Genomic DNA, 13,940 nt, shown 5'->3' with positions numbered 1-13,940 from the left:
GCCGCCTCAATTCGTCTTGGCTTTTTCGTCGCCCGGCAGCACGTAGTCCGTGCCTTCCCAGGGAGACAGGAAGTCGAAATTGCGGAACTCCTGCTTGAGCTCGACCGGCTCGTAAACGACGCGCTTCTGCTCGTCGTCGTAGCGCACTTCGACGAAGCCGGTGAGCGGGAAGTCCTTGCGCAACGGGTGGCCTTCGAAGCCGTAGTCGGTCAAAAGGCGGCGCAGGTCGGGATGGCCCGAGAACAGGATGCCGTACATGTCGTAGGCCTCGCGCTCGAACCAGTCGGCGCCCGGATAGACCGGGGTGACGGACGGGACCGGCGTATCCTCGTCGGTGCGCACCTTGACGCGGATGCGCAGGTTCTGGCGCGGCGACAGGAGGTGGTAGACGACGTCGAAGCGCTTGGCGCGCTGCGGATAGTCGACGCCGGCGGCATCGATGAACGAGACGAACTGGCACTGCACGTCGTTGCGCAGGAAGGTCAGCACGTCGACGATGTCGGCAGCCTTCACCGTCAGCGTCAGCTCGCCATAGGCGAGCACGCTTTCCTCGATGTCCGCGTCGAGCTTTTCCGCGATATAGGCGGCAAGGTCCTTCAGGGCTTCACTCATTTGGGATCACCGCTCGATGGTGCCGGTGCGGCGGATCTTCTTCTGCAGAAGAAGGATGCCGTAGAGGAGCGCCTCGGCGGTCGGAGGACAGCCGGGCACGTAGATGTCGACGGGCACGACGCGGTCGCAGCCGCGCACCACCGAATAGGAATAGTGGTAGTAGCCGCCGCCGTTGGCGCACGAGCCCATCGAGATGACGTAGCGCGGCTCGGGCATCTGGTCGTAGACCTTGCGCAGCGCGGGCGCCATCTTGTTGGTCAGCGTGCCGGCGACGATCATCACGTCCGACTGGCGCGGAGAGGCGCGCGGCGCAATGCCGAAGCGCTCGGCGTCATAGCGCGGCATCGAGATGTGCATCATCTCGACGGCGCAGCAGGCGAGGCCGAAGGTCATCCACATCAGCGAGCCGGTGCGCGCCCAGGTGATCAGCGCCTCCGACGAGGTGACGAGGAAACCCTTGTCGGACAGCTCGTTGTTCAGCTCGCCGAAGAAGGCGTCGTCGGAACCGATGAGCTTGCCGGTGTTCGGATCGATGATGCCTTTCGGCTTCGGCGCGATCAGGGTGCCGGAGGCGTCGTTCAATCCCATTCCAGCGCTCCCTTTTTCCACTCGTAGACGAAGCCGATGGTCAGCACGGCCAGGAAGATCATCATCGACCAGAAGCCGAGCATGCCGATCTCGCCGAAGGACACCGCCCACGGAAACAGGAACGCCACTTCGAGGTCGAAGATGATGAAGAGGATGGACACCAGATAGAACCGGATGTCGAATTTCATGCGGGCATCGTCGAAGGAGTTGAAGCCGCACTCGTAGGCCGACAGCTTTTCCGGGTCCGGGCTGCGGTAGGCGACGAGGAAGGGCGCCACGATGAGGGCGATGCCGACTACGAGCGCCACACCGATGAAAATGACGATGGGCAGATACGAACTCAGGAGAGCGTTCATGCTGCGAATTCCGTTGGTGGCCAATCCACCCAGACTTACAGCACGGGGTCCGTTTCCGGAAGCGCGACGGTTCCTCGCCGGTTCGGACGAAACGGTCGTGCTGCAATGCGGCGACGGTTAGCGCAGGCAGTCGGGCGAAGCAAGCCCAACCTTGTCCGAAAGGTGGCAAACCCCACGGCTGGGCCAGAATCCTGGGGGCATCGCCCATCTTTGATTTCTTTCTATTTTTACTCCACTTTACTCTCCTGACAAGGCCCGGACGGCACTTCTGCTAGCATCTGCAGCAAAGTGCGATTCCCCTACCCCAGCGTCACATTTCCGAAGACTGCGATAGCTTGCCGCAATGACCGAAAAAATCTCCCTGGCCACCGCCCGCCGCATTGCTCTCGCCGCGCAGGGTTTCGGCGATCCACGGCCGACCGGAGCAATCACGCGACGTCATCTCAAGCGCGTGCTCGACCGCACCGGCCTGTTCCAGATTGATTCGGTCAGCGCCATCGTACGCGCCCACTACATGCCGCTCTATTCGCGACTCGGCCCCTATCCGATGGCGCTGCTCGACGACGCCATGCAGCCGAAGAAGCGCATGCTGTTCGAATATTGGGCGCACGAGGCGTCGCTGCTGCCGCTCGAGACCTTTCCGCTGATGCGCTGGCGCATGGAGCAGGCCGATACGGAAATGTACTCGGGCCTGGCGAAGTTCGGCCGCGAGCACCGAGGCCACATCGAGGAGATCTACCGGGAGGTCGTCGACCGCGGACCGATCGCGGCGTCCGATATCGAAGGGGCAAAAGGCTCGGGCGGCTGGTGGGGCTGGAGCCGCGAGAAGCATGCCTTCGAATGGCTGTTCTGGGCGGGCCGCATCACCACCCATTCCCGCCGCGGCTTCGAGCGGCTCTACGACCTGCCCGAACGCGTCCTGCCCGCCGAGATATTCAACCGCCCTGCCCTGCCGGCCGCCGACGCGCATCGCGAACTCCTCAGGATTTCCGCCCGCGCCCACGGCGTCGCAACAGCCATCTGCCTGCGCGACTACTTTCGCCTGTCGCCAGCGAATATGAAGGGCCGGCTGGAAGAGCTGGTCGAGATGGGCGAACTTGTCCCGGTGCGGGTCGAAGGCTGGAACCGGCAGGCCTTCCTCCACGCCGGCGCGCGTGTCCCTCGCAGGCTCCGTGCCCGCGCCCTGCTCGCGCCGTTCGACCCGCTGGTGTTCGAACGCAGCCGCGCCGAACAGCTCTTCGACTTCCGCTATCGCATCGAGATCTACACCCCGGCGGACAAGCGCCAGTATGGCTACTACGTCCTGCCGTTCCTGCTCGGCGAGCGCATCGTCGCCCGCGTCGACCTCAAGGCCGACCGGCCTGCCCGCGTGCTGCGCGTGCAGGCTGCCTATTCGGAGCCATGCGCCCCGCCAGAAACCGCGGCCGAGCTACACGAAGAACTCAAGCAGATGCGCGACTGGCTCGGCCTCGAACGCATCGAGGTGACGCCCGCCGGCGACCTAGGGCCGGCGTTGGCAGCTATTGAGACGGGGTGACTCTGCCAGATTTTCAATAGCTCAGCCGCGGAGCGATTCACGCGCTTCCATCAAAGCAAATCCGAGAAGATTTTCTCCGCCCCACTGCAGCGGATTGCTGGCGCGTACATCCTCGGCGGCAAGGCCAATGCCCCACACAGGATCGACAGGGCTAGCCTCGACCAATATGGCGCTGCCCGTCGAGAGCAAAAAGTCGCGCAGTGCCAAGTTCTGTCCGAATTTGTGCTTGCTTCCCTCGGTAACGATACGGGCCTTCTCACGATCCCATATGGCCGGGTCAAATCCACGCACCCCCCTGCCGAATTGCTTTGCCTGCTTCGGACTTTCGGCCGCTAGTATCTTGGATGCAGTCTCTTGGTCTCCGAACAGACGAGCCTTTTCGGCCATCATCCAGTGTTCGGCGCTCGGATAGCGTAGGCCATTCATCTCAAACGAAGCTGGCCACCATTGACTTAGGCAAGATGAGGTAATTCTACCGTCCCTGGACGGTTGATGCCCCCAGAAGAACAAGAACTGAAGACTCGCCTTGGCGCGATAAGCATCTTCCAGTTGAGAGCGGTTGCGATACATTCTTGCATTTGAAAATGCCGGCAGCGCTTGTCAACCGCCATGCGCGCCCTTTCTCGATCAGACTCCTGCGACGGCATCTGTCGCTCCGCCGCGTTGACTCCACCCCTCGCTACCGCCTAAATCGCCAGTCGACGGTCCTCCGCCCGCAAAGGCGGAAGCTAAGAGGGAATGCGGTGCGGCTTTTTCGGCCAACTCCGCGGCTGTCCCCGCAACTGTGAGCGAAGAGCCGAGCCCGAAGACCACTGGGATTTCCCGGGAAGGCGGGCCAAGGCGACGATCCGCAAGCCAGGAGACCTGCCGTCTAAGTTTTTGATCCGAAAGCCTGGCGGGTGTCCCAGGCAAGGAGCCTGGATTTGGACTTCGACGACAATTCTCCGGTCGCACCATCGGACGCATCCTGCGATGCAGCCGACGCGCGCGCCTGTGATGTAACCATCCTCGTCTGCTCCTCCTGCCGCGACGAAACCGGCTCGGACGCCCATCCCCGCGCCGGCGCCAGGCTTGCCGAGAACACGCGCATGGCTGCCGGCAACGACATCTCCGTGCGCAGCGTCGAATGCCTCGGCAACTGCAAGCGCCGCCTGAGCGCGGCACTGATCCGCGACGGCTCCTGGAGCTACGTCTTCGGCGACCTCAGAATTTCCTCGGGCGAAGACCTTGTCACCGGGGCAAGACTCTTCGCCACCTCGACCGACGGCCTCATCCCCTGGCGCGGTCGTCCCGACAGCCTCAAGCGCGGCCTCGTCGCCCGCATTCCCCCGCTCAATCTGACCAAGGAAGAAAAATGACCGCCTCCGTCGAACGCGTCCCCTGCACCGTCGTCACCGGGTTTCTCGGCGCCGGCAAGACCACCCTGCTGCGCAACATCCTGGAGAATGCAAAGGGCAAGCGCCTCGCCATCATCGTCAACGAGTTCGGCGACGTCGGCATCGACGGCGAGATCTTGAAGGGCTGCGGCATCGACGCCTGCCCGGAGGAGAACATCGTCGAGTTGGCCAATGGCTGCATCTGCTGCACCGTGGCCGACGACTTCGTGCCGGCCCTCGACCAGATCCTGTCGCGCTCGCCGAAGGTCGACCACATCCTGATCGAGACCTCGGGCCTCGCTCTCCCCAAGCCGCTGGTCCAGGCCTTCCAGTGGCCGACGGTGAAGAGCCGCGTCACGGTCGATGGCGTCATTGCCGTCGTCGACGGTCCGGCCCTCGCCGACGGCAAGGTCGCCTCCGACATGGAAGCGCTCGCCGCCCAGCGCAGCGCCGATGATTCGCTCGACCACGACGACCCGGTCGAGGAAGTGTTCGAGGATCAGGTCGCCTGCGCCGACCTCATCATCCTGTCCAAGTCCGACCTGCTCGACGAGGCCGGCCACGCCCGCGCCAGCGCCATCGTTGGCGAGCATCTCGCCCGCGCCGTCAAGATCGTGCCCTCGTCGATGGGCAAGGTCGACCCGTCGGTGCTGCTCGGCCTCGGCCTCGCCGTCGAGGACGACATCGAGAACCGCAAGACCCATCACGACGGCGCCTTCGACCACGAGCACGACGATTTCGACACCTTCGTCATCGAAATCCCCTCGATCGTCAGCCCCGAAGAACTGGCCAAGCGCGTCGCTACCGCCGCCGAGGAAGAAAACGTGCTGCGCGTAAAGGGCTTCGTAGACGTCGGCGGCAAGCCGATGCGCCTGCTCGTCCAGGCGGTCGGCCCGCGCGTCAACCACTACTACGACCGCGCCTGGACTGCCGAAGACGACCGTCGCTCGCGCCTCGTGGTCATCGGCCTCAAGGGCCTCGACCGCCCGGCCATCGAGCGCATCCTGGTGGGCTAACCGAATGCGAAGCTTGCCCCCTCATCCGGCCGCTTCGCGGCCACCTTCTCCCCGCTGGGGAGAAGAGTACGCTGGCACCGCCAATGCTGCTCCTCTCCCCTCGGGGAGAGGTGGCGAGCGTAGCGAGCCGGTGAGGGGGCGACCTCGCACAGCCTTCCGAGGGGCGCGCTGATGCACATCCTCACCACCACATCCGCCTCGCTCGACGACCTGATCGAGCCGGTCGACCTCAGGCAGAAGCCTGCGGATGTGGTGGCGCTGTCCTTCACCGACAGCGACCTCGCGGGCCTCGCCAACGCCTGGAAGGCGGATGCGGCAAACCTGCCGCCGATGCGGCTGGCCAACCTGCGCGACCTCCGCCACCCCATGTCCGTCGACCTCTGGATCGACAGCGTGGCATGCCACGCCAAGGTCATCCTCGTCCGCATCCTCGGCGGCCACGACTGGTGGCGCTACGGCTGCGACCGCCTCGCCGCCCTTGCACGCGAAAAAGGCATCGCGCTGGCGCTGCTACCCGGCGAAAGCCACGACGAGGATTTGCGGCTGATCGAAGCCTCGACGCTGCCGCGCGACGAACTCGACGCCCTGCTCGGATATTTCCGCGAAGGCGGCCCCGAGAACATGAAAACGCTGGTCGCGCGGCTGGCAGGCCTGGCGGGTGGCAAAAGCACGGCTTCAGCGCCGGTGTCGGTGCCGAAGGCCGGGTTTTATGATCCCGACCACGGCATTGTCGATGATTTGGAGACCTTTTTAGCGGGTTGGGACAGCGCTTCTTCGCGCCCCCCTCTGTCCTGCCGGACATCTCCCCCACAAGGGGGGAGATCACCTGTCATCGACCGCGGCGTGCATCCAGCAACGCCACCAATCAGCGAAATCGCCGACGATTGGCCAATCTCCCCCCTTGTGGGGGAGATGTCCGGCAGGACAGAGGGGGGTGCGAAGGATCGCGACGCTGAAAACGCCTCCATCGTCCCCATCCTCTTCTACCGCTCGATGCTTCTGGCCGCCGACGTCGCCCCCATCGACGCATTGGTCGAAGCGCTCCTCGCTCAAGGCATGCGCCCTGCCCCGATCTTCGTATCGAGCCTCAAGGACAATGACTCGCTCGCCTTCGTCGAGGCAGCTCTTGCCGAACTGAACCCCTCGGCCATCGTCACCGCGACCGCCTTCGCTGCAGGCGCCGAGCCCGGCGCGGAGACACTGTTCGACCGCGCCGGCGTTCCGGTGTTCCAGGTCATCGTCGCCACCACCCGCCGCGAGGCCTGGGAGGGCAGCCCGCGCGGTCTCGCGCCCGCCGACCTCGCCATGCATGTGGTGATGCCCGAACTCGACGGCCGCATCCTCGCCGGCGCCATCTCGTTCAAGGCAGAGAGCGAGGTCGACCCCGCCCTCGGCTTCCGCGCCTTCGCTAACCGGCCCGAACCCGACCGCGTCGAACAGGTCGCCCGCCGCATCGCCGCACATCTTAGGCTGCGCGAGACGCCGCGTCATGAGCGCAAGCTCGCGATCCTCATCCCCGACTATCCCAGCGCGCCAGGCCGCACCGGCTATGCCGTCGGCCTCGACGTGCCATCCAGCGTGCTCGCCATGCTGCACGACCTGAAGGCTACCAGGTACGATGTTGAATCGATTCCGGAATCGCCGCGGGAACTGCTGGACCTGATCGAGACCGGCCGACATGGGCTTTCGCTCGACGACTACGTGGCGATGTTTGCGGAACTGCCGGCAGAAGCCCGGGACGCGGTCGAAGCTGCCTGGGGACTGCCCGAGGACGAAGCTGAACGCGCAAGCAAGCGCTCTACGTTGCCCCCCTCTGTCCTGCCGGACATCTCCCCCGCAAGGGGGGAGATCAGGCTGTCATCTACGCCGTTGCCAATCGCCAACGTTGCAGAACGAGCGGTCGCGCTGGAGCTGCCAATCTCCCCCCTTGCGGGGGAGATGTCCGGCAGGACAGAGGGGGGCAACGTAGAGCGCGATACCTCCGCGTACGCTCGCGCCCTCCAATCCTTCCCCTTCCGCGCCGCCACTTTCGGCAACGTCACCGTCGCCCTTGCCCCCGATCGTGGCCGCTCGGCCGACCGCCGCGCCGACTATCACGACCCGACGCTGCCACCTCGCCACGCGCTGCTGGCCTTCGGTCTCTGGCTGCAAAAATCCCTCGGCTGCCACGCCATCGTCCATGTCGGCGCCCACGGCACGCTCGAATGGCTGCCCGGCAAGGCGGTGGCGCTGAGCCAGACCTGCTTCCCCGAGATCGTCACCGGCTCACTGCCGGTGGTCTATCCCTTCATCGTCTCCAACCCCGGCGAGGCAGCGCAGGCCAAGCGCCGCATCTCGGCTGTCACGCTCGGCCACCTGCCCCCGCCGCTCGCCTCGGCCGGGCTGGACGAACGCCAGCAGAAACTCGAGCGTCTGGTCGACGAATATGCCCAGGCCGACGGCCTCGATCGCCGCCGTCGCGACAGGCTGGCGAAGCTCATCGTCGAGACCGCCTCCCAGACCGGCCTCGCGGCCGAAGCCGGCGTCGCCAGGACAGACGCGCCCGACGAGGCCTTGCGCCGCATCGACGCCTGGCTCTGCGACCTCAAGGATTTCGCTATCAAGGACGGCCTCCACGTCTATGGCCGCACTGACGCCGACGAGCCGGACGCCGCTCGTCTCGCGAGCGCCGAGGCCGAGCGGCAAAACCTGATCGCCGCACTCGACGGCCGCCACGTCAAGGCCGGCCCCTCGGGCGCGCCGGCGCGTGGCCGCACCGACGTCCTGCCGACAGGGCGCAACCTGTTCACCTCCGATCCTCGCACCATGCCGACGCCGACGGCCTTCGACCTCGGCAAGGCCGCCAGCGACGAGGTCATGCGCAGCTACCTGCAGAGCCACGGTGAATGGCCGCGCGCGCTGGTCATCGACCTCTGGGGCAGCGCCTCGTTGCGCACCGGCGGCGAAGAGATCGCCCAAGGGCTGGCACTGATGGGCTGCCGGCCGCAATGGGACGCTGCCACGGGCCGCGTCACCGGCATCGAGGTGCTGCCGCCGGCAGCGCTCGGCCGCCCGCGCGTCGACGTCACCTGGCGCATCTCGGGCCTGTTCCGCGACATGTTCCCGACCCAGATCGCGCTGATCGACGCCGCCGCCCGCACTGTGGCCACCCGCGACGAGGACGACCACGATAACCCGCTCGCCGCCAGCACGCGCGCCGCGGGCAAGGTCGAGCCGCGCATCTTCGGCTCTTCCCCCGGCACCTATGGCGCCGGTCTCGAAGACCTACTCTCCAGCGGCGACTGGAGCGCGCGGGAAGAACTCGGCCGCGCCTATCTCGACGCCGCGTCGCATGCTTATGGCGGCAGCGACGGCGAAGGTGTTTCGGCGCCCGGCGCCTTTGCCGGCCGCATCGCCGAAGCCGACCTGCTGGTCCACACCGGCGATGACCCCGGCCGCGACATCCTCGAAGGCTCGGCCGACGTCGCCTTCATCGGCGGCTTCACAGCGGCATTGGCGGCACTCGGCAAGAATGCCGACGTCATCGTGCTCGACACTTCCGACCCACACAAGCCGCGCCCGCGCTCGGTCACCGAAGCCGTCGGCCGCGTGGTGCGTGCCCGCGCCACCAACGCCCGTTTCATCGCCGGCCAGATGCGCCACGGCCCGCGCGGCGCCTCCGAGTTCGCCGAGACGGTCGACCGGCTGATCGGCTTCGCCGAGACCACCAACGCCATTCCCGGCGCGCTGATCGAGGCCGTCCACGACGCCTATGTCGGTGACGACGCGGTGCGCGACTTCATGCTGCGCGAAAACCCGGCCGCCGCGAAATTCATTGCCGAGCGCTTTGCCGCTGCACGCCGGCGCGGCCTGTGGCATCCGCTGCGCAACTCCATCGACGACGACCTCGCCGCCCTCATTGCGGAAGCTGAAGCGCGCGAGGTCGCAGCATGACCGGCTTCTCCCGCCGCGGCGCCTGCCCCGCACTGTCCGCGCCAATGCAAACCGGCGACGGCCTGCTAGTGCGGATCAATCCGCTTGCTGGAGAACTCGCGCCCAAGACCTTGATCGGACTCTCGGATTCCGCCGCACGACATGGCAACGGCATCGTCGAGGTTACCGCCCGAGGCAGCATCCAGATCAGGGGGCTGACGGCGGATAGCGCGTGCCTGCTCGCCGAAGAAGTCGATGCGCTCGGCATCGCAGTGCGCACCGGCGTGCCGGTGGACACCAGCCCACTCGCCGGCATCGATCCGGCTGAAATCGCCGACCCCACGCCCCTCGCCGCCGCCATCCGCGCCGGCATCTCCGAGGCCGGCCTCGCCAAGCGCCTCGGTCCGAAAGTGTCTGTCGTCGTTGATGGTCGCGGTCAGCTCGGGCTGGGTTCGGTCATGGGCGATGTCAGGCTGGTGGCGGTCAGTGCCTCGCGCTGGCGCTTGTCAGTCGGCGGCGATGAGGCTGCGGCAATCTTTGTCGGCGCGTTCGAGGCGGATGTGGCATGCGCTGCCACGCTCGACATCCTTCACGCTGTCGCCGCGCTGGGCCGTGCAGGCCGCGCTCGCGACCTCGACGAAGAGGCCATCCGAAAGGCCATCAGATCGCCGGAAGCCTCTCGTTCCTTCCCACCCCCCTCTGTCCTGCCGGACATCTCCCCCACAAGGGGGGAGATTACGCCTTCATCTGCGTCTTCGCCAACATTCAACATCAACGTTGCAGGACGAGTGCAGCCGACGACACCGCCAATCTCCCCCCCTGTGGGGGAGATGTCCGGCAGGACAGAGGGGGGTGCGAAGGATCGCGGCATAGCCGCTTTTGGCGTTGCCGATGCGCGGGCCCGTGTTCCCATTCAAGCAGGTGAATCGAATTCTGAGCCAACCACGCCAACGGATTCATCTCCCATCGGAATCCTGCCGTTGGCCAAGAACCGAATCGCACTCGGCATCGCCCTCCCCTTCGGCAGCATCGACGCCCGAAGCCTGATCTCATTCTGCCAGGCCGCAACAACGGCCGGCGCCACCGGCATCCGCCCTGCCCCCGGCCGGACCTTGCTGATCATGGGCCTCGCCCCTGCGTCCGCGCACTCCCTCACCGCCGCCGCCAAAACCCTCGGCCTCGTCACCTCGCCCACCGATCCCCGCATCCGCATCGCCGCCTGCCCCGGCGCGCCGGCCTGTGCTTCGGGCATGATCGCCGCGCGCGACGTCGCGGCTGACATCGCAGCAGACCTCGGCGAGGGCCTCGACCCGGCGCTCTCGCTCCACGTCTCCGGCTGCGCCAAGGGCTGCGCCCATCCCGGCCCTGCGACTGTCACCATCGTCGGTGACGAAAAAGGTGCGGCATTTGTCGTCGGCGGAACGGCGAAGGGCCTTCCGGCCGCCTACACCGCGAGCTATGAAGCCGCGCGCGGCATGGGCCGCCTCACGAAATTGCTCGCCCAGGAGCGCAAGCCGGACGAAAATGTCGCCGCTTGCCTCGCACGGTTGGGCGCAAAGCGCCTCGCGCAAGCTCTGGCACAGGAATGAACATGGCCGCCTACGACTACATCCATGATGGCACGGCCATCTACGAACGCTCCTTCGCCATCATCCGCTCGGAAGCCGACCTCTCGCGCTTTTCCGAGGACGAAGCCGATGTCGCGGTGCGCATGATCCATGCCTGCGGCCTGGTCGAAGCCGCACAGCATTTCGTCTTCTCGGAAAACTTCGTCTCCGCCGCGCGCAACGCGCTGAAGGCCGGTGCGCCGATCTTCTGCGACGCCGAGATGGTGGCGCGCGGCGTCACGCGTGCCCGCCTGCCCGCCGACAACGAAGTGATCTGCACCCTGCGCGACCCTCGCACGGCCGACATCGCCAGGGAGATCGGCAACACCCGCTCCGCCGCGGCAATCGACCTGTGGGCCGACAAGCTCGCCGGCTCGGTCGTCGCCATCGGCAACGCGCCGACGGCCCTGTTTTACCTGCTCGAAAAGCTGCGCGACGGCGCGCCCAAGCCTGCCGCCATCATCGGCATGCCGGTCGGTTTCGTCGGTGCCGCCGAATCCAAGGACGCCCTGGCCGACAACTCCTACGGCGTGCCCTATGCCATCGTGCGCGGCCGCCTCGGCGGCAGCGCGATGACCGCCGCTGCGCTCAACTCGCTGGCGAGGCCGGGCCTGTGAGCGCTGCTACTGCAAAAGGCCGACTCATCGGCGTAGGCACCGGACCCGGCGACCCCGAACTATTGACCGTCAAGGCCGTGCGCGCGCTGGCCGAGGCCGACGTGATCGCGCACTTTTCCAAGCGCGGCGCCAACGGCAACGCCCGCACCATCACCGACGCGCATTTCCGCGACGATGTGATCGAGCTGCCGCTCGTCTATCCTGTTACCACAGAGATCGACAAGGATCACGACGACTACCGCGCCGCCATCACGGGTTTCTATGAACAGTCTGCCCAGGCCGTGGCCGCCCATCTCAATCAGGGCCGCACCGTGGCTATCCTGTCCGAGGGCGACCCGCTGTTCTACGGCTCCTACATGCACCTGCATGTGCGCCTGTCGCATCTCTACCCGACCGAGGTCATCCCCGGCGTCACCGCCATGTCGGGCTGCTGGTCGCAGACGGGCGTTCCGATCGTCCAGGGCGACGACGTGCTGTCGGTGCTGCCAGGCACCATGAGCGAGTTCGAGCTGACCCGCCGCCTCGCCGACACCGACGCTGCCGTCATCATGAAGGTGGGCCGCAACCTGCCCAAGATCCGCAAGGCGCTGGAGGCCACCGGCAAGCTCGGCCGCGCGCTTTATGTCGAGCGCGGCACCATGCCGAACACGCAGCACATGCGGCTCGTCGACAAATCAGACGACAAGGCGCCCTATTTCGCCATCGTTTTGGTGCCAGGCTGGGCCGGCAAGCCGGGAGCGGACAATTGAGCGGCCGCCTCGTCGTCATCGGCCTTGGGCCCGGCAATCCGGACCAGATCACGCCCGAGGCCAGCCACGCCGTCGCCGAGGCGAGCCATTTCTACGGCTACAAGCCCTATCTCGACCGGCTGGAATTGCGCTCCGACCAGACCCGAGTCGCCTCCGATAACCGCGAGGAAATCTCGCGTTCCAATGCAGCGCTCGAAATGGCGGCGAGCGGCCATAACGTTGCCGTGGTCTCGGGCGGCGACCCCGGCGTCTTCGCCATGGCCGCAGCCGTCTGCGAAGCCATCGAGGCCGGCCCCAAGGAATGGCGCGACATCGATCTCTCGGTGGTTCCCGGCGTCACCGCCATGCTGGCCGTCGCGGCCCGCACCGGCGCACCGCTCGGCCACGATTTCTGCGCCATCAACCTGTCGGACAATCTGAAGCCGTGGGATCTGGTCGTGCGCCGTCTCGTCGCCGTCGCCCAGGCAGGCTTCGTCATCTCGCTCTACAATCCGATCAGCAAGGCCCGTCCTTGGCAACTCGGCAGCGCCTTCGAGACGCTGCGCGCCCACCTGCCTGCCACGACGCCCGTCATCTTCGGACGCGCCGCCGGCCGGCCCGACGAGCGCATCGAAATCGTCACGCTTGGCGAAGCCGATACGTCACAGGCCGACATGGCCACCTGCGTGGTCATCGGCTCGCCGGAAACGCGCCTGATCGAACGCGACGGCAAGCGCCCGCTGGTCTACACGCCGCGCTTTTCGACTGGGGCGGCGAAATGATCGACCATCTCGGCCATCGCGGACACGCTTGGAGCCGACGGCACGTCGGGCAGCAATGGCCGGCGGAACAGGATCACCTCGATGCCGAGCTCTCTAGCTGCCGCGATCTTGCCGTAGGTCGCCTGCCCGCCACTGTTCTTGGCAACGATGACCTCGATTTCCTGCTCCTCGAGCAGCGCCCGCTCGTCGGCCTCGGCAAACGGCCCGCGCGCCAATATGTAGGTCGCGTCGGGCACGCCGAGCGGCGGCTCGATCGGGTCGACGCTGCGAATGACATAGGCGTGCTGGGGTGCGGTCTCGAACGCCGCCACCTCCTGCCGTCCGAGCGCCAGGAACACGCGGCGCGCCTTGTCGCCCAGCGCGGCAACGGCTTCCTCGCCGTCGTCCACCAGCGTCCAGCGATCGCCATCGACCGGCTCCCAGCCGGGGCGGCGAAGGGCGAAGATTGGCACACCAGCGATCCGCGCCGCCTCCGCCGCATTGGCCGAGATGCGCGCCGCATAGGGATGCGTGGCGTCGATCATAAGGTCGATGTTGTGCTCGACCAGCCAGTCGGCCAGCCCCTGCGCGCCGCCAAAGCCGCCCACGCGCACCGGCACCGGCTGCGCGACCGGGTTTTCGGTGCGCCCGGCCAGCGACAGCGTGACGTCGAGATCGCCGCGCGCGGCAAGCTTCGCCGCCAGCTGCCGCGCTTCGGTGGTGCCGCCCAGGATCAGAACTTTTTTCATGACCGTCCGCGTTCGCAAGAAACTGCCCCTCACCCTTACCCTCTCCCCGTAAGGACGGGGAGAGGGGTTCGTCAACGTGAC

Annotated in this window: 13 protein-coding genes and 1 riboswitch; of the genes, 8 read left to right on the top strand and 5 right to left on the bottom strand. The window is 66.5% G+C overall.

The genetic code is table 11. The annotated features are described in order from the left end of the window. Positions 1-6 precede the first annotated feature (6 nt). Genes AmiPiv_RS17900 through AmiPiv_RS17890 form a run of 3 tightly spaced genes read right to left on the bottom strand, consistent with a single transcriptional unit; the run spans position 7 to position 1,556 of the window. Positions 7-612 (bottom strand): NADH-quinone oxidoreductase subunit C, encoded by a 606-nt coding sequence (locus tag AmiPiv_RS17900; protein WP_340038843.1) that lies wholly within the window; start codon positions 610-612, stop codon positions 7-9. Positions 613-618: 6 nt separating this feature from the next. Continuing rightward, on the bottom strand, positions 619-1,200 hold the full coding sequence (locus AmiPiv_RS17895) for a NuoB/complex I 20 kDa subunit family protein (protein WP_310317485.1): 582 nt from the start codon (positions 1,198-1,200) through the stop codon (positions 619-621). Further along, the gene (locus AmiPiv_RS17890) at positions 1,191-1,556 is read right to left on the bottom strand and encodes an NADH-quinone oxidoreductase subunit A (RefSeq protein WP_340038842.1); all 366 of its coding nucleotides are present in this window, start codon (positions 1,554-1,556) and stop codon (positions 1,191-1,193) included. Before AmiPiv_RS17890 ends, AmiPiv_RS17895 begins: the two co-directional genes overlap by 10 nt. Positions 1,557-1,899: 343 nt before the next feature. On the opposite strand from AmiPiv_RS17890, the gene AmiPiv_RS17885 reads away from it, so the two are divergent. Continuing rightward, a complete protein-coding gene (locus AmiPiv_RS17885) occupies positions 1,900-3,093 on the top strand; it encodes a winged helix-turn-helix domain-containing protein (protein ID WP_340038841.1) in 1,194 nt (397 codons plus the stop codon). Between the two features lie 21 nt (positions 3,094-3,114). Here the strand turns inward: AmiPiv_RS17885 and AmiPiv_RS17880 are convergent, their stop codons facing one another. After that, on the bottom strand, positions 3,115-3,663 hold the full coding sequence (locus tag AmiPiv_RS17880; protein WP_340038840.1) for an NADAR family protein: 549 nt from the start codon (positions 3,661-3,663) through the stop codon (positions 3,115-3,117). Between the two features lie 115 nt (positions 3,664-3,778). Next, a riboswitch (cobalamin riboswitch) is annotated at positions 3,779-3,979 on the top strand. Between the two features lie 37 nt (positions 3,980-4,016). Here AmiPiv_RS17880 and AmiPiv_RS17875 point away from each other — a divergent pair. The 7 genes from AmiPiv_RS17875 (at position 4,017) to AmiPiv_RS17845 (ending at position 13,131) form a co-directional block, all read left to right on the top strand. Then, complete coding sequence (locus AmiPiv_RS17875; RefSeq protein WP_445206976.1) at positions 4,017-4,451, top strand: DUF1636 family protein; 435 nt, start codon at positions 4,017-4,019, stop codon at positions 4,449-4,451. Continuing rightward, positions 4,448-5,485, top strand: coding sequence for a cobalamin biosynthesis protein CobW (gene cobW / locus AmiPiv_RS17870; RefSeq protein ID WP_340038839.1), 1,038 nt, complete (start codon positions 4,448-4,450; stop codon positions 5,483-5,485). Before AmiPiv_RS17875 ends, cobW begins: the two co-directional genes overlap by 4 nt. Positions 5,486-5,656: 171 nt before the next feature. Further along, on the top strand, positions 5,657-9,418 hold the full coding sequence (locus AmiPiv_RS17865) for a cobaltochelatase subunit CobN (protein WP_340038838.1): 3,762 nt from the start codon (positions 5,657-5,659) through the stop codon (positions 9,416-9,418). Next, positions 9,415-10,986, top strand: a complete 1,572-nt coding sequence (gene cobG, locus AmiPiv_RS17860; RefSeq protein ID WP_445206975.1) for a precorrin-3B synthase — start codon at positions 9,415-9,417, stop codon at positions 10,984-10,986. The genes AmiPiv_RS17865 and cobG overlap by 4 nt, the downstream gene beginning before the upstream one ends. 2 nt (positions 10,987-10,988) lie before the next feature. Further along, positions 10,989-11,621, top strand: coding sequence for a precorrin-8X methylmutase (locus AmiPiv_RS17855; RefSeq protein ID WP_340038837.1), 633 nt, complete (start codon positions 10,989-10,991; stop codon positions 11,619-11,621). After that, positions 11,618-12,370, top strand: coding sequence for a precorrin-2 C(20)-methyltransferase (locus AmiPiv_RS17850; RefSeq protein WP_340038836.1), 753 nt, complete (start codon positions 11,618-11,620; stop codon positions 12,368-12,370). Before AmiPiv_RS17855 ends, AmiPiv_RS17850 begins: the two co-directional genes overlap by 4 nt. Next, the gene (locus AmiPiv_RS17845; RefSeq protein WP_340038835.1) at positions 12,367-13,131 is read left to right on the top strand and encodes a precorrin-3B C(17)-methyltransferase; all 765 of its coding nucleotides are present in this window, start codon (positions 12,367-12,369) and stop codon (positions 13,129-13,131) included. The genes AmiPiv_RS17850 and AmiPiv_RS17845 overlap by 4 nt, the downstream gene beginning before the upstream one ends. On the opposite strand, the gene AmiPiv_RS17840 is transcribed toward AmiPiv_RS17845, so the two are convergent. Further along, the gene (locus AmiPiv_RS17840; protein ID WP_340038834.1) at positions 13,095-13,859 is read right to left on the bottom strand and encodes a cobalt-precorrin-6A reductase; all 765 of its coding nucleotides are present in this window, start codon (positions 13,857-13,859) and stop codon (positions 13,095-13,097) included. The two genes, AmiPiv_RS17845 and AmiPiv_RS17840, sit on opposite strands and share 37 nt — an antisense overlap. Between the last annotated feature and the right edge of the window lie 81 nt (positions 13,860-13,940).

Source organism: Aminobacter sp. Piv2-1 (assembly GCF_037625995.1).
In the GTDB taxonomy this organism is placed as follows: domain Bacteria; phylum Pseudomonadota; class Alphaproteobacteria; order Rhizobiales; family Rhizobiaceae; genus Aminobacter.
The sequence above is the reverse complement of the archived record's forward strand: the minus strand, read 5'-3'. Positions and strand labels throughout refer to the sequence as shown.